Annotated in this window: 14 protein-coding genes; 7 read left to right on the top strand and 7 right to left on the bottom strand. The window is 69.6% G+C overall.

Annotated elements, in window-relative coordinates; translation table 11 throughout:
• Positions 1 to 934 (bottom strand): replication initiation protein (locus Q0741_RS01945; RefSeq protein ID WP_298231514.1); only part of this gene is annotated, 934 nt, incomplete at its 3' end.
• An 871-nt stretch (positions 935 to 1,805) separates the two neighbouring features.
• Between Q0741_RS01945 and Q0741_RS01940 the strand changes: the two genes are divergently transcribed.
• Together Q0741_RS01940 and Q0741_RS01935 are read left to right on the top strand one after the other, a co-directional pair.
• The gene (locus Q0741_RS01940; RefSeq protein ID WP_298231513.1) at positions 1,806 to 3,065 is read left to right on the top strand and encodes an AAA family ATPase; all 1,260 of its coding nucleotides are present in this window, start codon (positions 1,806 to 1,808) and stop codon (positions 3,063 to 3,065) included.
• Positions 3,062 to 4,087 (top strand): ParB/RepB/Spo0J family partition protein, encoded by a 1,026-nt coding sequence (locus tag Q0741_RS01935; RefSeq protein WP_298231512.1) that lies wholly within the window; start codon positions 3,062 to 3,064, stop codon positions 4,085 to 4,087. Before Q0741_RS01940 ends, Q0741_RS01935 begins: the two co-directional genes overlap by 4 nt.
• A 1,535-nt stretch (positions 4,088 to 5,622) precedes the next feature.
• Here the strand turns inward: Q0741_RS01935 and Q0741_RS01930 are convergent.
• On the bottom strand, positions 5,623 to 7,812 hold the full coding sequence (locus Q0741_RS01930) for a phage integrase family protein (protein ID WP_298231511.1): 2,190 nt from the start codon (positions 7,810 to 7,812) through the stop codon (positions 5,623 to 5,625).
• A 299-nt stretch (positions 7,813 to 8,111) separates the two neighbouring features.
• Here Q0741_RS01930 and Q0741_RS01925 point away from each other — a divergent pair, with 299 nt between their 5' ends.
• Complete coding sequence (locus tag Q0741_RS01925) at positions 8,112 to 8,474, top strand: hypothetical protein (protein ID WP_298231510.1); 363 nt, start codon at positions 8,112 to 8,114, stop codon at positions 8,472 to 8,474.
• Positions 8,475 to 8,548: 74 nt separating this feature from the next.
• On the opposite strand, the gene Q0741_RS01920 is transcribed toward Q0741_RS01925, so the two are convergent.
• The 4 genes from Q0741_RS01920 to Q0741_RS01905 all read right to left on the bottom strand — a co-directional run bounded on the left by Q0741_RS01920 (position 8,549) and on the right by Q0741_RS01905 (position 15,936).
• Positions 8,549 to 9,181, bottom strand: coding sequence for a nitroreductase family protein (locus Q0741_RS01920; protein ID WP_298231509.1), 633 nt, complete (start codon positions 9,179 to 9,181; stop codon positions 8,549 to 8,551).
• A gap of 657 nt (positions 9,182 to 9,838) precedes the next feature.
• A complete protein-coding gene (locus tag Q0741_RS01915; RefSeq protein ID WP_298231508.1) occupies positions 9,839 to 11,131 on the bottom strand; it encodes a hypothetical protein in 1,293 nt (430 codons plus the stop codon).
• A 264-nt stretch (positions 11,132 to 11,395) separates the two neighbouring features.
• Complete coding sequence (gene fdhF, locus Q0741_RS01910; protein WP_298231507.1) at positions 11,396 to 14,227, bottom strand: formate dehydrogenase subunit alpha; 2,832 nt, start codon at positions 14,225 to 14,227, stop codon at positions 11,396 to 11,398.
• Positions 14,224 to 15,936 (bottom strand): NADH-ubiquinone oxidoreductase-F iron-sulfur binding region domain-containing protein, encoded by a 1,713-nt coding sequence (locus tag Q0741_RS01905; protein WP_298231506.1) that lies wholly within the window; start codon positions 15,934 to 15,936, stop codon positions 14,224 to 14,226. The genes fdhF and Q0741_RS01905 overlap by 4 nt, the downstream gene beginning before the upstream one ends.
• Positions 15,937 to 16,054: 118 nt before the next feature.
• On the opposite strand from Q0741_RS01905, the gene Q0741_RS01900 reads away from it, so the two are divergent.
• The 4 genes from Q0741_RS01900 to Q0741_RS01885 all read left to right on the top strand — a co-directional run bounded on the left by Q0741_RS01900 (position 16,055) and on the right by Q0741_RS01885 (position 18,502).
• The gene (locus Q0741_RS01900) at positions 16,055 to 17,134 is read left to right on the top strand and encodes a substrate-binding domain-containing protein (protein WP_298231505.1); all 1,080 of its coding nucleotides are present in this window, start codon (positions 16,055 to 16,057) and stop codon (positions 17,132 to 17,134) included.
• Positions 17,135 to 17,196: 62 nt separating this feature from the next.
• Entirely contained in the window at positions 17,197 to 17,649 is a 453-nt protein-coding gene (locus Q0741_RS01895; protein ID WP_298231504.1) for a hypothetical protein, read from the top strand.
• 19 nt (positions 17,650 to 17,668) lie between these two features.
• Positions 17,669 to 18,142 carry a DUF6152 family protein gene (locus tag Q0741_RS01890; RefSeq protein ID WP_298231503.1) on the top strand — a complete coding sequence of 158 codons (474 nt, stop codon included), beginning with the start codon at positions 17,669 to 17,671 and terminating at the stop codon, positions 18,140 to 18,142.
• A 39-nt stretch (positions 18,143 to 18,181) separates the two neighbouring features.
• Positions 18,182 to 18,502 carry a PIN domain-containing protein gene (locus Q0741_RS01885; RefSeq protein ID WP_298231515.1) on the top strand — a complete coding sequence of 107 codons (321 nt, stop codon included), beginning with the start codon at positions 18,182 to 18,184 and terminating at the stop codon, positions 18,500 to 18,502.
• Positions 18,503 to 18,617: 115 nt separating this feature from the next.
• On the opposite strand, the gene Q0741_RS01880 is transcribed toward Q0741_RS01885, so the two are convergent.
• Complete coding sequence (locus Q0741_RS01880; RefSeq protein ID WP_298231502.1) at positions 18,618 to 19,397, bottom strand: D-hexose-6-phosphate mutarotase; 780 nt, start codon at positions 19,395 to 19,397, stop codon at positions 18,618 to 18,620.
• Positions 19,398 to 19,486 lie beyond the last annotated feature (89 nt).

Genomic DNA, 19,486 nt, shown 5'->3' with positions numbered 1-19,486 from the left:
GCTCGGGGCCGGCGGCCGGTTCGCCGGCCAGGATCGCCTTGAGGTAGCGCGCCGGGTCGCGCAGCGGCTCGGGGTAGTTGGAAACCGAGCGCCGCGCCAGCAATTCCAGCGCCGCCTGCACCGCCGCGCTCCCGTGCGCCTGCAGGAACTGCTCCGTCTTCTCCTCGGCCACGCCCAGCGTCTGCGCGCGGGCCACGAGCTGCAGGTCCACCGGCTGCGGCGCGGCTGCGGCCGGCAGCGCGGCCTGAGGCTTCACCTTGATCAGGAACTGGATATCGCCGATGAAGCGTCCATCCTTGTACTCGGCCAGTTCCACCTGCAGGTCGGTCAGCGCGTTGACCTCGGCAATGGCGGGTTTCAAGGTGTCGCGCTTGAAGATGCGGTACTCCAGCTTGGCCGTGCGCTCGCTCTCGGGCTGGCCGCTGAGCACTGGGCGCCACCAGCGCCAGTGCTGGCGCGAGGTGCGGCCCACGTCCTTGTAGCGGGTACAGATCTCGTACAGCGCGATGCCGGCATGCGAGCGCAGCTGGCTGATGATCTCCAGCTTCAGCCGCGCGAAGACGCTGGGCTCTAGCAGTTCCTGCTTCAGGTTGACGGCGTAGGACCACTCCACCCACACCTGCCCGCGCTCCTTGGTCAGCCGCGCGTGCGCCAGCAAGCCGCTGACGTTCCACGCCGTGCCTTCGCCCGTGGTGGGCGACTGCCACTCGACGGTGGTGGAGACCATGGCGCGCAGGTGCTTCTTGATCAGCGCGTGGTCGTTGGAGTCGAAGTCCACGCCGCGCACGATGCGCTCCAGCGGGGCGCGGAACACGTCCTTGTCCAGCCCCTGCGCCTGCGCCTCGTGCAGCAGCACGTTGTAGCTCTTGCGCCCCAGCGAGGTGATGCGGGCCGACTTGGGCACGATGGCCAGGGTGTTGACCGGCTTGCGCACGGTGACGGCGCGCGTGGTTCCGGCCCCGACCGCGGCGCTGGACCGGGACCTGGACCGGCGCTTGGGAGGCGGAGGTGGCGCATCGCTCGTCATGGAAAGGCACTGTAGCGCACGCGTGAGAGCGACTTCTCACGTGAAACCGCGGCCGCCCCAGCCCCTGGGATCCCGAAAATCCTCACCTGCTGCTGGCCTGAGCCCGTTCAGGGTCACGCACGGCGAATCCCGAAAATCCTCACGCGAAGCGCACGCGGTCCGGCCACCCGATGGCCGGCAAACACCCCGAAAACTCTCACGTCCCGACCACGGCCTGGCGACCGCGAGGCTTCGCGGAATTCCTGAAAACACTCACCTGTCCAGCCCGGCGCTGAATCGGGCCGGTGCCGAAGGTGGATGGAACCAGTCCGGATCCGCTGCGCCGGCTTGCCGTTCCGGCCCCTGGCTCGTCCCCGCACAGCTCCTGAAAACCCTCACCTCGCGGGATCGCCTGGCTGCCAGGTTGTGCACAGGCCGGGGCGACAACGAGTCCCGTATCCATGCACGTGGCGCCCCGAAAAAGCTCCAACACGTCCCGTATCCCTGCATCCGTGCTCCCGAAAAGGCTCCACAAGCTCCCGTTTCCACTCACGTGAAACGATCTAAGCGCTTGTCGTGCATGGAGAAATTCGGCCTTAAAGGGTATTAAGGGTGTTAAGGGTCTGAACCTTTCCAAAGCGGGCGCTGAAATTTTTCAAACCAATGACGCCATCCCGCTGTGGTGCTAACCGCACGGTGCGATGCAAATGCTTTGCAACAAAACGTCTGCTTGACACAATGCGCGGCACTCATGCTTGCAGCGTCAAGTCGCTGCCCAACCAGAAGAAGTGAGGGTTCCGTGTTGGACAAGATCGAATTGAAACCGCCGCGGCCGATCGGCCTGCAGGACATCGCCGACCAGGCCGAGCGCGCCGTCGCGATGATGGGTGAAATCCGCAGCGCGATGCTGGCGCCGACGGCGCGCAAGAACGCGCCGGTGTTCAACCTCAGCCAGCTTGCGGCGCTGTGCGGTATCGAGAAAGGCTCGCTCAGCCACCGCATGACGCGCGGCGACCTGCCCGGCGGCAAGCTCAACGAATCGGGCTCGCGCCGCGAGTTCAGCCTGGCGGAGGCGCGCACCTGGATCCGCGAGTACCGCAAGGAGCAACTGCGCCCGGCCGGCGCCGAGGCCGTCACCGTCAGCATCGGCAACTTCAAAGGGGGAGTGAGCAAGACCACCACCGCCGTCACGCTGGCGCAGGGCCTGTCGCTGCTGGGGCACCGGGTGCTGGTGATCGACACGGATCCGCAAGGTTCGCTGACCACGCTGTTCGGCATCCTGCCGGACACCGAGGTGCAGGAGACCCACACCATCCTGCCGCTGTGCATGGGCAGCGAAACCTCCATCCGCTACGCCATCCAGCCAACCTACTGGGACGGCATCGACCTGGTGGCGGCGGCGCCGGTGCTGTTCGGCGCGGAGTTCGCGCTGCCGGCGCGGCAGACGCAGGAGCCGGGCTTCGAGTTCTGGCGCGTGCTGGACCTGGGCATCGACGACGTGCGCGCCGATTACGACGTGATCATCATCGACACGCCGCCTGCCCTTTCCTACACGACCATCAACGCCTTCATGGCCAGCAACGGCATCATCATGCCGCTGCCGCCCAACGCGCTGGACTTCGCCTCCGCGGCGCAGTTCTGGAGCCTGTTCTCCGACCTCACGACCGAACTGCTGGGGCGCCGCGGCCTGTCCAAGGAGTTCGATTTCATCCACGTGCTGCTGGCCCGGGTGGACTCCACCGATGCCGCCAGCACCATCGTGCGCCAGTGGATCGGCCAGACCTATGCCGAGAAAGTGCTGCCGGTGGAGATTCCGAAGACGGCCGTCACGGGTGTCACGGCCGCGGAGTTCGGCACCGTGTACGACGTGGCCCGCTACGACGGCAGCGCGCGTACCTTCAAGCGCGCGCGCGACGCCTACGACTCCTTCGTCGGCCACGTGGAAGGGTCCATCCGCTCGGTCTGGGCGCAACAGCAGCAGCGCTCGGGCGCGCCGGCGGGCACGGTGGCCAAGGGTGTTGAACCGTTCAACACCCGCAAGGCGAGGGCGCGCGCATGAGCAAGAAACTCGCTGCCAAGGCCGGTCTGATCCAGGTGCCACCGGTGTCGCCGGTGGCCGGCGGCGCCGGGACCGCCACCGAGGATGCGCGCGCCAAGACGGCGCCGGGCTCGATGCTGCAGTTCCTCTCCACGCAGTCGGCCGCGATCAAGGAGGCGGAGGATCTGCGCGAGCGGCTGCGCGACTTCGAAGGCGCGGTGCCGATGCGCAGCCTGGACGCGGCCTCCGTGCGGCCTTCGCGCTGGGCCAACCGGCACGAGGCCAGCTTTGCGGATGCGGAGTTCCGCGAGCTCAAGGCCGAGATCGAGTCCGCCGGCGGCAACGTGCAGCCGGTGAAGGTGCGGCCGCTGTCCGAGGCCGAGCGGCGCGCGGCGCAATCGGGCGTGCTCTACGAGCTGGTGTTCGGGCACCGCCGCCACCGTGCCTGCCTGGAGCTGGGACTGCCGGTGCGCGCGCTGGTGGAGGAGGTCACCGACCAGCAGCTCTTCGAGGCGATGGAGCGCGAGAACCGCGGGCGCAAGAACCTGAGCCCGTGGGAGCAGGGCTGCATGTACCGGCGCGCGCTGGACGAGGGGTTGTACCCGTCGCTGCGCAAGCTGGCGGAAGCCGTGCAGGTGGACGTGTCGCTGGTGTCCAAGAGCCTGGCACTGGCACGCTTGCCGGCCGCCGTGGTGGAGGCCTTTGCCTCGCCGCTGGAGATCCAGTTCCGCTGGGCGCAGCCGCTGTCGGAGCTGCTGCAGAAGGACCCGGACGCGGTGCTGGAACGGGCGCGCGAGCTCAAGGGGCAGGGCAAGGCGCTGGCGGCGCAGGCCGTATTCAACGCCCTCACCGGCCAGGCCATGCCAGCGGGACCGGCCGCCGCGTCCTCCCACCTGCGCCGCGACGGCCGCAAGCTCGCCACGCTGAGCCGCGATGCGCGCGGACGCGCGTCGCTGCGCTTCGAGGCCGGCGTGCTGCCGCCGGAGCGCGAAGCCGAACTGCTGCGGCTGGTCGAGGACTTCATACGCCGCCATCCAGCCTGAACCCAAAGGCGCCGCGAGGCGCCTTTTTCCTGGGGTGTTGAACCGTTCAACACCCTCCGTGGCTCGACTCCGGAGAGCTTTCGGGGTGTGTCTCCACGGGGTTGCCGCGCGGGTGTTGAACGGTTCAACACCCGCGTGCGCGGGCCGATCGCCTTGCCGGCTGCAACGCGGCCTGCCGGCCCACCCGGTCGGCCTTCCGGCGGAAGCCCACGGGTATCCGGGGAAGCGACGAGCCATGGCACCTCGTGAGTCGCGCTGCTTGATTTCTCGGTCGCGCGCAGGCGGGAGTGCCTCCAGCTGTCGCAGGCAGTTCGGATTACGTGCCGGCGCCGGGGACTGGTTCGCGGCATCCAGGGCTCCGACCATGCACGGGATGACGACGTTTTTTCCGTGGCTGGCACTACGGCACGCGAGGCATCCTGGCGTCGCAGGTTTCCCCGGATGGCAGTACCCGCAGGCGGGGATGGCAGCGCACTGCCGCTTCCGTGGCCGTAGGGGAGAGAGTCTGCGGACGGTGTGAAGGCCTGTCCTCTGCTGGACGGCGTACCGGCGCAGCAGGCGCATCCTGCACGGCAACCGTGCGAATTGCCAACCGGCCAAGCCCGGGACGGCGGCCTACCCCGGGCTCCCGTCCGGCAATGGCGGACGGGCCCGCAGCACGCTATCTGGGAGCGGCCTGATGACGGCACGCCACCGCGCGCTGCGCGGATCTCGACGAGTGTTGAACCGTTCAACACCCCGCCGTGACGTGCTGCCATTGTGGGCACGTTGCCAGCAGCCTCGCCCTTACAGGGCACGGAAGGAGTGCCCGGCTGCCCGCTGTGCGAAGCGCCATTGCTGTGGGCCGCGGGCATCCCGTAGATGCTCACGTATGGCCGCACAGCGCCTCGCAGGGCATCTGGACATGCTGACCCGAACGTTCGCATCAGGGTACGTGCTCGAAGGAGTCCCGGGCCGCGGAAACAGCCGCTGTGAAGCTGATCCCAGCCAGGGCAGGGCAGGAATGCATGCCCATGCCAGCCGGGTGTTGAACGGTTCAACACATGGTCCCCGTGCCGGGCCGCTCCACGGCTTGCCCACTCACGACGCATTTCCGGCCGATGCGACTTCGAGGGCCGTAGGCCTGCATTCCTGGATACGCGGCGGGTGGCCGAGCCACGCTTGTCCTGAATCCTTCGCTCCGGGTTCGAGATCAAGAAGCGTGGGTGTGTTTACGAATTTTTGAGGAAAAACGCAAAAACCGTTCAGCGAACAGGTATTGTCCACAGGGCGGACTTTCGCTGTCATGGCTCCCGAAAAATCTCACCTTCAGCATGCGGCGCCCGGTTTCGCAACGATGGCCTTCGATGCCGCAGACACCCAGCCCCCTGCAAGACCGCGCCCACCGGCTCACGGGCGCAAGCAACAGGCCAGGGCGTTCATCCCGCGACCAGGCCGCGTGCCAGCGCGGGGCAGGGTGTTGAACCGTTCAACACCCTGCCCATGCCGGACTGGGCTTTCATCCCGAAAACCCTCACCCGCTGCCGCGCACCCGTTCAACCTCCGCCACGCCGCCGCACCTTGGCCAGTTCGCGCAGCATGAGCTGCTGCTCCGGCCGCGTGTAGAGCGAGGTGGTCTTGAGATCGGCGTGCCCCATGGCGCCCATCAGCGCCACCGGCAGCACGCCGTCGGCCGCCGCGTTGTTCGCGAAGAAATGCCGCAGCCAGTGCGTGGAGGCGCCGCGGAAGGCGTCGCCGTCCAGTGGCGGCTGGGCTTTATGCGCGCGCTCGCCCGCGTGGCGGAGCAGCCGCTTGAGCGACTGGTACAGCGCCGACGGTTCCAGCGCGCCCCAGCGGTCGGCCTGGCGGCCGGGCTCCAGCGTGGGCACGCCTTGCGCGTCCAGGCGCCAGCGCGGTACCGCGCCACGCAGCGCGCCGATGAGCGGGCGCTGCGCCCGTGGCGCACCGCCACGGACATGGGTGCTGTCGCTTTCCATCCCGGGCCATGGCGCGTCGGCACCGTCCACGGGCATGCCACCGGTGCCCGCCGGCGTGAGCAGCGTGCGCAGCGGCGCCGCCGGTTCGTGGCCGACGCCCGCCGCCTCCATGTCCGCCTGGTGCCGGTCGATGAGGGCCTTGATGTCGTCGTAGATCGGCACGCTGCGGCGCCGGTGTCCCTTGCCCAGCACTTCCAGCATCCACACGGACTCGCCCTCGAAACGCTCGCGCCGCAGCCCGGACAGGCGCGCGGTGCACAGCTCGATCAGCCGCAGCCCGGTGGTGGCCCCCAACTCCAGCACCAGCCGCAGCCGGCGCAGGCTGCGGGCGCGGGCGGGCTTGGCGTCCGGTCCCAGGTCGGCCAGGCCACCGGGCGCACCGGCCTCGCGGTACAGCGCCTCCCAGCACGACATCAGCCAGCGCCACTGCGCCTCGTCGAAGCTGCGCCGCACGTCGATGCCCGGGCGCGGCAGCTTCAGGTGCGGCGCCACGCCGGCCGCGGCGTTGGCGCCCAGGTAGCCCGCCTTCATCAGCGCGCCCAGCATCGAGGCGATCACGGTGAGCGCGTGGCGCTGCGACAGCGGGCTCAGCGGGCCGCGGAAAGGGCGCCAGTGCTCGCTGTCGCGGCCTTCCTGGCGCGGCTGCAGCCAGTCCCCGGGCGGATTGGCGATGAAGCCGCGGTAGGCATGTAAATCCTCTTCCTGCACCGAGGACAGCGGCTTGCGGCGCACGCACAGGCACCACAGGTAAAAGCGCTCGGCCTCGCGCGCGTAGGAGGCATGGGTGCGCGGCGACATCGCATAGCGCTGCAACCAGGCGCGCAAGGCCTCCAGGTCGGTCGAGGCCCCCAGCACGTTGGGCGTGGCCAGGCGGAACACGCCATGCCGGCCGTCGAGATCGGGCGGCACCGCCAGCCGCTCCAGCGGGACGATGCCCAAGCGGCGGTCCTGCACGGCCACCAGCGCCCGCTCGCGCGCCAGAGCCAGTTGCCGCGCGGGCTGCAGCGCTGCCTCCCGCAGCGGATGGCCCAGCGACTCGGCCAACGGCCGCAGCCAGTCCAGCAGCCGCCCGGCCCGCACCGTGCCCACGCCCGGCACCCGCCGGTGCCAGCGCGCGCCATGCGCGTTGGCGAAGTCCGCCAGGTCGCGCAGCGTCAGCAGCCCGGCCCCGCGCAGCGCGGCGGACAACGTGGGCGTGAGCCACAACGCGAGCGCGTCCTCCAGCGACGGCGGCGCGGACAGCGCCGTGGCCAGCCGGTTGAGCGCCCCCAGCCGGACCGGGCGCGGCGCCAAGCCGGCGGTGGCCGGCTGCGGCAGCACCGCCGCGTCGAGCCCGAACTCGGCCTGGTACTCGCGCAGCCATTCCGCCGGGTCCCGGTCTTCGGGGTGGAAACCGCCTGCTTCGCAGGACTGGGCGATCCAGTCCTGTAAGGACGGCATGCCTGCGTCCGCGGTGGCCGCTGCCGGTTCCGCCAGTGCCTCGGCCGCCACCTCGTCCAGGCCATGCGCCCGTGCCGCCTGCGCGATCTGGCGCCGCAGCCGGCGCGCCTGCGCCGCGAAATGGCGCTCGTCGTCCGGCCCGCCCGCGAAAGCCATGTACCGCTCCCAGGCCGCGCGCAGGCTCACGCCCTCGGCCAGCGCCCGCAGGAAGCTGAAGTGATGCAGCCGCAGCAGCGCCTGCGAGGATGTCACCTCGGTCCGGCTGCCGCGCGGCCGGCCACGCCGCGGCGCCACCAGCGGCGCCGTCATGTCCCGGACCGGCCACCGGCCCGCGGCCAATGACTCGAAACGCCACGGCCTCGGGCCTGCTCGCAGCCTGGAGCCGCAGCCGGCACTCCCCATGCGCCGCCCTCCATGGCTGGTAGGCCGAATATTTGTTGTACCTGCATAACAAGAATTATCAGGGTATGAAGACGGGGCGAGCACGATCTGGACGGCCTGGTGCTCGTTCCACGCCAGCGCAGCCAGCCCCGAGCGAGCCAAGCCGAGGCCGGGCGTGGCGGTGAGTCCGCCGCGGACCGTCTCGCCTTGCTCCTACCATCGCCACCATGTCACCCCTGCTGTCATCCGCCCTGTCCGAAGCCCAACTCTTCATTGCCGAGCGTGGCTGGCGCGCACCTACGCCGCCCACGCTGCACGAGGCGCAGCGCCTGATCGAGCTCACCGCGGCGGCTTGGCCGGCGCCGGAAGTGACGGTGGAGCCCGATGGCGCCATCGCGCTGGCATGGGAAAGCGCCGAGCGGGGATGGCTGAAGTTCAGCGTGCGTGGTCAGGGCGAACTGGCGCACGAGGCCGTGATCGAAGGCGACGACTACGAGCAGGTGGAAGCCTGGTTGGCGGACGCGCCCGGCGCGACGCTGCCGGACTGGGCTCACGAGCTGCTGCACCGGCTGTGGCCTTGCGACGCGTAAGGGCGTCGCGGCGGATTCGCTGCGCTGCGCGCTGAACGCCCGGCCGCGGCCGAACCGGCCTCCGTCCCGCGCCTTTACAGCTCGCTGGCGATCTCGTGCGGACTGGGGCGCGGGCGCATCGGCTTGCGCTGCGTCACGCTGCCCACGCTGACGAAGCACACCGCCTCTTCACCCGGCAGCAGGCTGAACAGCGTGCGCAACCGTGGCGACTGCATCGCCTGTCCGCTGGTGAGCCCGGCACCAAAACCCATGGCGTGCGCCAGCAGCAGCAGGTTCTGCAGCGCCGCGCCCAGCGACACCAGCCGCTCCGGCGCCGGCATGTCGGGCTGCGCCGGCCCCAGCTTGGCGACCGCCAGCATCAGCAGCGGCGCCCGGTGCGCTTTCTCGCGCGCGGCCTCGCGCTCGATCGCCGTGGCCCGGGCGTCGCGGTCCAGCAGCGCGGCTTCGAACATGTCGGCCAGCAGCACGCGCTTGGCCGCCGGCACGATGACGAAGCGCCATGGCCGCAGCTCGCCATGGTCCGGCGCCGCCGCGGCCGCCAGCAGCAGCCGCTGCAACTGCTGGGCGTCGGGGCCCGGCTCGGCCAGCCGCTTGGGCAGCACGCTCTGGCGCGAAGTGATGAGCGCCTGCGCCAGTGCTGCCAGGTCCCCTTCGGGCCCTGGGACGGTGGCGGCAAGCGAGGTGGCGGGTTCGGAAGGCAGGCTCATGTCGTTCACACCATGGGGCAGGCGAATGAGAACCATTGTCATGTATGGGTACAACTTGCCATGGCCACCGTTGCGAAAGCGCCCTGAAAGGGGATTGACCAACGCCGCCGACGTCACGCTGCGTTACAGCTTCGTTGCCTATGACATAGCCCGTCGGCGGTCTATGGAGGGTTTTACGGGGGTGCGGCATGTGCTGCCGCAAGCGTTGTCGGCGGTGTTCCAGGTCCGGTGCAGGCCGGCCCAGGCCGGTTCAGGTCCGCTTCGCGTCCGTGGCCGGACGCTGCAAGCGGTCGGATTGCATGGAGGTGAGGACTCACGAAAGCGCTTGCCGGGCGCACGCCATTGGGGCGCCCTGGCAGTGCTGCATGCGGGGGCGACGATGGATGCGGATCGCATGACGTTGTGCGTGCAACCGTTGTGTGGAGCTGAAGCCTTGCGGCGAAACAGGCCCGGCCGCCATGGAGCGGCGTGGATGCCGCCGCCGCGGCTTGCCGCGCGCCGCGCGTAGGGGCCTGCATGCGCGGCGCGCGAGGCCCGCCTAGGCCCGGTAGCGGCTGCCGCAAGTCCTGCGGCAAGGCCTGGAGCCGGGCACGGGGTGGACAGGCAAAAAAAAGGCCGGCAGTGCCGGCCCGTTCAAGGAGGGTGATGGTTTTTGGTTTAGAGCTTGGGCGCGCAGGACGCGAATTTCGTCGGGCAAGCCGCATTCAGGCCGCCGGCGCTGTTCGTGGGGAATGCCTCGCCCTTGAACATGCGCAGCACGTCGTTCCAGGGATTGTGCTTGGCCGTATGCCGATACCAGAAGACGTAATTGCTGTGCAGTCGATCGCGTGCGAAGGAGTAGATCTTGCGCACATCCACTTTGGTATACGGGCCGCCGTGCCGGACCGCTTCATAGGAATCGGATTCCACCTTCATGCCAATGGGCACAATGCCCTTGGCTTCGGCATTGAAGCGATAAGCGGATTTCTCCAGGTTCGGATCGTTGATGAAAACGTCCGGACCACCCATGCCCACGCCATTGGCCTTCATGGCGGTAAACAGCGGCGGCACGAGATTGGACGGGTAATTGATGAACTGAATTACCACGCTGTTGGGGAAAGCCGCGCGCGCCGCCGCATCGACTTTCGCCAGGTTGGAGAAGAATTTCACCTTCTGCGCGTCGGACAGCGGCTTGACCATCATGCCGAAGGCCGTCTCGTTGAAGGTGATGCCTTCGAAGTTGTTGTCGCGGTTGTAGCGCTTGCCCAGGGCCTGGATCAGGGCGATCAGGCGGTCACGCGTGGCGTCGTTGTGCAGCGACGCGTTCTCGCCGTAGGTGCCCCGGATGGTGCCGATGCGGAAGGCGCCGCCGCCGTACTGCGCCGTGCGCAGGTAGTCGGGCACGGCCTTGTCGCCGTCGAAGGTCTTGGTGCCGATGGTCAAGAACAGGCGCTTGCCCTTGGCCTTGGCCTTGCCCAGGTACCGGTCCACGCGCGAGAAGTCGTATTGACCCTTGCCCTTTTCCATCTGCCACCAGCTGGCACGCACCATGATGCCCTTCACGAAAGGCATATTGGCGGTCTCATTCAGGCCGGCATCGATGACGAAATCACCGGCTTTCGAACCGAATTCGACGTAATGGCCCGGATTCCACTTGGTCACGCCACCGGCCGCGAGCGACGCGGACAGCGGGCCATTTTCAGCGGCCATTTCACGCACGAAAGTCAGCGGGTCCAGTTGCGGAGCGTCGTCGCCCACGAAATCGTCAGGACCATAACGGCCGGAAGTATCCACCGTGGCGGCCGTCGTCAAACCCGCAGCGGTTTCTCTCTCAGCGCTGGCCAATGAAGTCGCAACCTCGGTCTGCGCAGCAGTTTCATTCTGGAGGTCTTCGCCTCCGCCGCATGCACCAAGAAGGGCGGTGCACGCGATGGCAATTGCCAAAAGCTTTCTTTGGGTCGTGAGTTTCATCGGTCAGTCAATGGCTCGCCCCGGCATGCACGCCAAAGCGTGCATACCCGGACTTGGGCACAAGCGGACCTGGCGGGCGCTTATGTCGGGCGCCTTCTGTGCTCAGGGTCTACAGGGATTGCGCTTGCCCACGAAGAAGCACGTGAGCGGCACGGACCGAACAATGCCACGCGATGCTGCAGCGCGCGTTACGGCATCTTGGGAGGCGTAAGTAGATGCAGTTGAGCCCCGGGCGCTGGGCGGCCGGGGCTTTCGTGACGAATGTCACTGAGGCAACAAGCGTGCCGCCGTCACCTTGAAGCCCGGGATCTTTGCCACCGCATCGAGCGCGTCGCCCGTGAGCGTGTTGGCCGCGGCCTCCCAGAACGCGAAGGGGATGAAGAGCTGGCCGCGCTGGACCTGGTCCGTGACGCTTGCGCGCGCAACCACACCGCCATGGTGCGTTTCCAGCCTGACGCTGGCGCCGTCGGCCACCCCCAGCGCCGCCGCGTCCAGCGGATGCAGGCTCACCAGCGCCTCGGGCGTGATGGCGTCGAGCATGCTGGCGTGGCGCGTCATCGCGCCCGTGTGCCAGTGCTCCAGCACGCGCCCGGTGGTCAGCACGAAGGGATAGTCGGCGTCGGTGCGCTCCGCGCCGGGGCGGAACTGCGTGGGCACGAGCCGCGCGCAGCCATCGGGCATGGGGAAGCTGTCCACGAACACCACGCTCTGTCCCGGCGCGTCCTCGGCGGGTGCGGGCGTGACCACCGCGTCCTCGCGCACCAGGCGGCTCCAGGGCACGCCGGCCAGCGGCGCCATCACGGCGCGCATCTCCTCGTACACGCGCGCCACCGGCGCCTCCGCGGACTCCCGCCCGTCGCCGTCCTCGGGGCGCCAGTAGTTCCAGTCGGCGCCCAGGCGGCGGCCGATCTGCTCGATCACCCACAGGTCCTGCATCGCCTGCCCCGGCGGGGAGAGCGCGGGGCGGCCGATCTGGATCAGCCGGTCGGTGTTGGTGTAGGTGCCCCACTTCTCCGGCTGCGCCGAGGCCGGCAGCACCACGTCGGCCAGCAGCGCGGTCTCGGTGGCGAAGATGTCCTGCACCACCAGGTGCTGCAGCTCCGCCAGCGCCTGGCGCGCGAAGTTCAGGTCCGGGTCGCTCATGGCCGGGTTCTCGCCCTCCACGAACAGGCCGCGGATGCGGCCCTCGTGCGCCGCGTGCATGATCTCCACCACCGTCATGCCCGGCCGCGCGTCGATCTCGCTGCCCCACAGCGCCTCGAACTGCTGCCTCACGGCCGCCTCGCTCACGCGCTGGTAGTTGGGCAGCATCATCGGGATCAGGCCCGCGTCGCTGGCGCCCTGCACGTTGTTCTGGCCGCGCAGCGGGTGCAGCCCGGTGCCGGGGCGCCCGATCTGGCCCGTGATCAGCGCCAGCGCGATCAGCGCGCGCGCGTTGTCGGTGCCGTGCACGTGCTGGCTCACGCCCATGCCCCACAGGATCATGGCGCTGCGCGTCGTGGCGAAGGCGCGCGCCACCTCGCGGATCGTCTCGGCCGGGATGCCGCAGATCTCGGCCATGCGCTCGGGCGTGGCCTCGGCCACCGAGGCCTTCAGCTGCTCGAAGCCGTTGACGCGCGCGCCGATGAAGGCCTCGTCCACCAGGCCCTCGGCCACGATCACGTGCAGCAGCCCGTTGAGCAGCGCCACGTCGGTGTCGGGGCGGAACTGCAGGTGCCACTTGGCGCGGCGCGAGAGCTGCTGGCGGCGCGGGTCGGCGACGATGAGCGTTGCGCCCGCATCGACAGCGTTCTTGATGAAGCTCGCCGCCACCGGGTGGTTCACCGTGGGGTTGGCGCCGATGAGGAAGATCACTTCCGCCTGCGCCACGTCGGCCACCGGGTTGCTCACCGCGCCGGAGCCGATGCCCTCCAACAGCGCCGCCACCGAGCTGGCATGGCACAGCCGCGTGCAGTGGTCCACGTGCGCGCTGTGCAACACCTGGCGCACGAGCTTCTGGAACAGGTAGGCCTCCTCGTTGCTGCCCTTGGCCGAGCCGAAGCCCGCCAGCGGCGACTCGAAGCCCGGCGCCGCCGCGTCGCGGATGCGCCGGAAGCCCTGCGCCGCCAGCGCCAGCGCCTCCTCCCAGCTCGCTTCGCGGAACAGCGCCTGCAGCGGCTTGGCGCCGGACTTGACGGCCTCGATGTCGGCCGGGTCCTTGGGCACGCCCTCGCGGCGTACCAGCGGCACCTGCAGCCGCTTGGGGTTGTGGATGTAGTCGAAGCCGAAGCGCCCCTTGACGCACAGCCGCCCGTGGTTGGCCGGGCCGTCGCGGCCGGTGACGGTGTGGATGCGCTCGCCGCCCTCGCCGTCCGGGCCGACGTTCCAGGTCAGCTGGCAGCCCACGCCGCAGTAGGGGCACACCGAGTCCACCCGCTTGGTGATCTCCGCCAGCCCCGCGCCGCGCGCGGGCATGAGCGCGCCCGTGGGGCAGGCCTGCACGCACTCGCCGCAGGCCACGCAGCTGGACTGGCCCAGCGGGTCGCCCGCGTCGAACACGATGCGCTCGGCCGAGCCGCGCAGCGCCAGGCCGATCACGTCGTTGCCCTGCTCCTCGCGGCACGCGCGCAGGCAGCGCGTGCACTGGATGCAGGCGTCCAGGTTCACGGCGATGGCCGGGTGGCTGAGGTCCGGCGCCGCGTAGGCGCCGCGCTCGCGCTGCGGCAGCCGCCCGCGCGGCACCTCCAGCGCCCGCGCCCACTGCGTCAGCTCGGACTCCTTCGTGTACTCGTCGGTGCTGCCGGCGTCGCTCACCAGCAGCTCCAGCACCATCGAGCGCGCCTTGACCGCGCGCGGGCTGTCGATCTGCACCTTCATGCCCGGCGCCGCGGCGCGGCAGCAGGAGGCGCTCAGGGCGCGCTCGCCCTCCACCTCCACCACGCATGCGCGGCAGTTGCCCACGGGGCGCAGGCCGTCGGTGTGGCACAGGTGCGGAATCTCCACGCCCTCGCGCAGCGCGACCTCCCACAGCGTCTCGCCCGGCAGCGCCTTGACGGCGCGGCCGTCGAGCTGCAGCTCGATGGTTTCAGCATTCAGGTTCGGGATGCGCGCGTTCATGGCTGCAGCTCCTGGGGAAAGTAGTTGATGACGCAATCCACGGGGTTGGGGGCGGCCTGGCCCAGGCCGCAGATGGAGGCGTCGCGCATCACTTGCGACAGCTCCGCCAGCAGCGGCTTGTCCCACTGGTCGCTGGCGATGAGCGTGGCGATCTTGGCCGTGCCGCTGCGGCAGGGCGTGCACTGGCCGCAGCTTTCCTCGGCGAAGAAGTGCATGAGGTTGCGCGCGGCATCCACCACGCGATCGTGCTGGGACAGCACCATCACCGCCGCCGAGCCGATGAAGCAGCCGTGCGGCTGCAGCGTGTCGAAGTCCAGCGGCACGTCCGCCAGCCGCGCCGGCAGGATGCCGCCCGAGGCCCCGCCGGGCAGGTAGGCATAGAGCTCATGGCCGGGGAGCATGCCGCCGCAATACTCGTCCACCAGCTCGCGCAGCGTGATGCCCGCCGGCGCCAGGTGCACGCCGGGTTTCGCCACCCGGCCCGAGACCGAGAAGCTGCGCAGGCCCTTGCGCCCGTGGCGGCCCTGGCTGGCGAACCATTGCGGGCCGCGCTCGACGAGGTCGCGCACCCAGTACAGCGTCTCGAAGTTGTGCTCCAGCGTGGGCCGGCCGAACAGGCCCACTTGCGCCACGTAGGGCGGGCGCAGCCGCGGCATGCCGCGCTTGCCCTCGATGGATTCGATCATCGCGGACTCCTCGCCGCAGATGTACGCGCCCGCGCCGCGGCGCAGCTCGATGGCGGGCAGCCCGCCCTCCGGCGGCGCGGCCCGCAGCTTCTCCAGCTCGGCCTCCAGGATCGCGCGGCAGCCGTGGTACTCGTCGCGCAGGTAGATGTAGATGGCCGAGACGCCCACGGCCCAGGCCGCGATCAGCGCGCCCTCCAGGAAGCGGTGCGGATCGCGCTCCAGGTAGTAGCGGTCCTTGAAGGTGCCGGGCTCGCCCTCGTCGATGTTCACCGCCATCAGGCGCGGCGCCGGTGCCTGGCGCACCAGGCGCCACTTGCGCCCGGCTGGGAAGCCCGCGCCGCCCAGGCCGCGCAGCCCGGCGTCCTCCAGCGTGGCGATCACGCTTTCGACGTCGCGCTCGCCGCGGCGGCAGGCCTCCAGCAGCCGGTAGCCGCCGGCGGCGCGGTAGTCCGCCAGGTCGGCATAAGGCTCCGGCGCGTGGCGCGTGGCGCCTTGCTGCACGGCCTGCACCACCTGCTCCACCGTCGCTTGCGGCAGCGGGTGTTGGTGCACCACCGCCACCGGTGCCTGCTCGCAGCGCCCCACGCAGGGCGCCGGGATCACGCGCACATCGGCGTCCAGCAGTTGCGGCAGGCGCTCCAGCAGCTCGGCGGAGCCGGCCAGGCTGCAGCTCAGGCTCTCGCACACGCGCACGGTGAGCCGCGGCGGCGCGGGATAAGCGCCCTGCGCGTCCTCCCGAACGATGTCGAAGTGGTGATAGAAGCTCGCGACCTCGAACACCTCCGTCTGCGACAGCCTGAAGCGCTGTGCCAGCGCCGCCAGGTGGTCGGTGCGCAGCTGGCCGAAGCGGTCGTTGAGCGCATGCAGGTGCTCGATCAGCAGGTCGCGGCGCAGCACCAGGTGCGCGGTGGCGGCTTCCACGTCGGCCAGGGCCGTGGCCGTCACGGGCCGTTCGCGCTGCGTGCGCTGGCCTCGGCGTGGGGCGTCGGCCTGCAGCGGTCGGATCGGTATCACGCTGTTCATCAAGGTCTCCTCGCGGGCTATGTCGGGGCTGCCATATGTTTGAATCGACCGAAACTTGCTTCGGCTTGGGCGGGACGATAGCCCCCGGGCCTGGCTCAAATATGCAAAGGCTTGCCAGATGTTCCGTATCCGCATCACGCCCCGCTGGGAACTGGAGCGCCTGGATGGCACCGCGCCGCAAGCGGACACCACGGCGCTGATCGCGCTGCTGGCCGCCATTGCCGAGACGGGGGCCATTGCCGAGGCCGCGCGCGCGCTGGGCCTGAGCTACCGCAACGCCTGGGGGCAGATCAAGCAGGCGGAAGCGCTGTTCGGCCAGCCGCTGCTGGTGGCCGGGCGCGGGCGGGGCTCCACGCTCACGCCGCTGGCCGAGAAGCTCATCTGGGCCGACAAGCGCGTCGCGGCACGGCTGTCGCCGCTGCTGCAGTCGCTGGCCTCGGAGCTGGAGGGCGAGCTGGAGCGCACGCTGCCCGCGCCGCCGCGGGTGCTGCGCCTGCATGCCAGCCACGGTTTCGCGGTGGCGGCGTTGCTGGAGGAACTGCAGGCGCAGCAGCTGCCGCTGGACCTGCGCTACCGCAACAGCTTCGAGTCCGTGGCGGCGCTGGCGCACGGCGAATGCGAGCTGGCGGGCTTCCACGTGCCCATCGGCGAGTTCGAGGCCGCCGCGGCCGAGCGCTACCGCTCATGGCTGCAGCCGGAGAAGCATCGGCTCGTGCACCTGGCGGTGCGCACGCAGGGGCTGTTTGCGGCGCCGGGCAATCCGCGCCGCATCGGCGGCATCGAGGACCTGAAACGGCCGGACCTGCGCTTCGTGAACCGGCCCGCGGGCTCGGGCACGCGCTTGCTGACCGAGCTGCTGCTGGCGCGCCACGGCCTGGCGCCGCGGCAGGTCAACGGCTTCGACAACGCCGAGTTCACGCACGCGGCCGTGGCGGCCTACATCGCCAGCGGCATGGCCGACGTGGGGCTCGGGGTGCAGACGGCCGCGCAGCGCTTCGGCCTGTATTTCATCCCGCTGCTGCGCGAGCGCTACTTCCTGGCCTTCAATGCGGCCGATGAGGGCCGGCCGGACCTGCGGTCGCTGCTGGCGCTGATGCGCTCGGTGCCCTACCGGTCGCGGGTGGCGGCGCTGCCGGGCTACGAGGCGGCGCACACCGGGGAGGTGTGCGGGGTGCGGGAGGCGGGGCTGGTGGGATGAGCCGCGGCTGGCAGGGTTGAGGGCGTTGTCCGGCGCCCCGCCTGTTCCTATATGGTCAGCGCATGCCCAGCCTCACCACCCTCGAACCCCCCGCCGCCCTGGCCTGGATCACCGGCCATCCCTGGGCTTACCCGGCGCTGGAGGCGACGCACATCACGGGCATCGCGCTGCTGTTGGGCAGCCTGGTGGTGTTCGAGCTGCGCGCCTGGGGCGCGGGGCGCGAACTGCCGGCGCCGGCGCTGGCGCGGTTGGCGCTGCGCGTCTCCCTGGGGGGATTCGCGCTGGCGGCGGCCAGCGGGTTGCTGATGTTCGGCAGCCAGCCCGGGGAACTGTTCGCCAACCCTTACTTCGTGGCCAAGCTGGGCCTGCTGCTGGCCGCCGGGCTCAATGCCGTGCTGTTCCACTGGCGCGGCGGCGTCGAGCGGCTGGATGGCGTGGCGCGGGCACAGACCGCGCTGTCGCTGGGGCTGTGGTTGGCGGTGATCATCTGCGGTCGCTGGATCGCCTATGCCTAACCGGGAAAGGAGCCCGAAGATGGACCTGAAGAGACGACTGCTGCTGGCCTCCGGCGCGGTGGCGCTGCTGCCCACGGCGCGCGCCCACCACGGCTGGAGCAGCTTCGACCAGAGCCGCCCGATCTACCTGGAAGGCGCGGCGCGCGAGGTGCGCTGGCGCAACCCGCACGCCGAGCTGGTGCTGGAGCTGCCCCCGACGCTGGCCCTGCCGGCCGACCTGCGCCAGCGCCCGCTGCCGGCCCAGAGCGCCAACGTGGACGGCCCGGCGCTGCTGGCCAACGCCAAGCTGCCCAGCCGCAAGGACAAGCGCTGGACCGTGGAGCTCGCGCCGCTGACGCGCATGCAGGCCTGGCAGATCGAGCCCATCAAGCGCGACGCGAACGTGGGCGTGCTGGGCTTCACCTTCGCCGAGGAAAAGGGCGACCCGGTGCTGCGCGCCGAGTACCTGTTCATCGACGGCAAGGCTTATGGGTTGAGGTCTTCGCCGGCGTGAGGCGGTTCGCTCAGCGCGCCGTTTGGCAAACAGCTTGTCATCGATGGTGACGCGGCACCGGTCTGGCACGAGTTGCGTTACGGGTGGCTGCGGATGCCGGAAGGACAACGCAAGGACGCCATCGGCCGCTATCTGCAGGAGGTGGTTGCTGACCTGCCGGTGTTGCCCTACGACGCAGGCGCGGCACGTATCCATGCCGAATTGCGTGCCGACCTGGTACGTGCCGGCCGGGCCTTACCTGTGGTGGACGGCCAGATTGCCGCCATCGCGATGGCCCAGGGCCTTACGCTCGTGACCCGCAATGCGCGCGACTTCAGCGCCATTCCCGGCTTGCGCTGGACCGACTGGTTCTCCGCCTGATCTTGTTTCTTCCCGGCGCCGTTGTGCGCCGTGCTTGGCATTTCCCTCCCATGTGAGCCAGGTGGTCCTGAGCAACCCACCCTTCGGCACCGCCAAGGGCGGTGATTTGTAAACGTTAAGCATTCATCTGAATTTCCATCGCCCCTGAAAACTTTTTTCCAACGCCTATTATTACTGGCCTCCCTGCACACACCGGCTCGATGCAAATGAATTTTCGCCAATCCCCGTCCGGCAGGTCTTTCAGTTTCGTAGCCTCTTCCCGCCCCGGGTTCCAAACCATCCACTGGTCGAAACCCGAAGCCGACAGCCGGATGCGCCGGGCGCCGTCGCTCAGCGTCAAGGCCGGGCAGCCGTCATACAGGCGCTCGAATATCGCCTCGCCGAACCGCAGCACCGATTCGTCCTGCCGCGTGAATCCGGGCTGATAGCGGTCGGAGGCCGCCAGGCCCTGCAGTCCTTCCACGCGGACCTGCAATAGATCGTCCACCGCGAAATACGGATGCAGCCCGCCGGTGAAGCTGAATTCGTCGTGGCCGGTGTTCAGCACGGTGAAGCTGAAATCGATGCGGGATTCACGCGCCAGCACTTCCAGTTCCAGCCGCGCGGCATGGGGCCAGCCCGCAAAATCTTCCGGTGTGATTTCCAGCACATAGTGAAGACGCTCCCGTGCTCCATCGGCGCCGTGCTCCAGCAGCGTCCAGTCCCGGTTGCGGGCAAATCCATGCTTGAGCAGCGGCCCATATTCCGCGAACTGCGGGAACAGCACCGGCACGCCACCACGCGCCGGGCCCTCGAAACGCTCCGCCAGCGGGCTGCAATAAAACGGGTCACCGGCGTTGCCGAGTCGGGCCTGCAGCACCTGGGCGCCCAGCGGGCGATGGACGAGCATGTTCATGGTTTTGCCGGATTGGAAAATAGGGGCTGGTGATTCTAGGAGGCTGTCGGACTTCTCGGTACATCTGGGGCGCTGCTGACATCCTGGAC

It is taken from the genome of uncultured Azohydromonas sp., assembly GCF_937926365.1.
Lineage (GTDB): Bacteria > Pseudomonadota > Gammaproteobacteria > Burkholderiales > Burkholderiaceae_C > Azohydromonas.
Note: the sequence above shows the minus strand (reverse complement) of the source record. Positions and strands in the feature narration are given on the sequence as shown.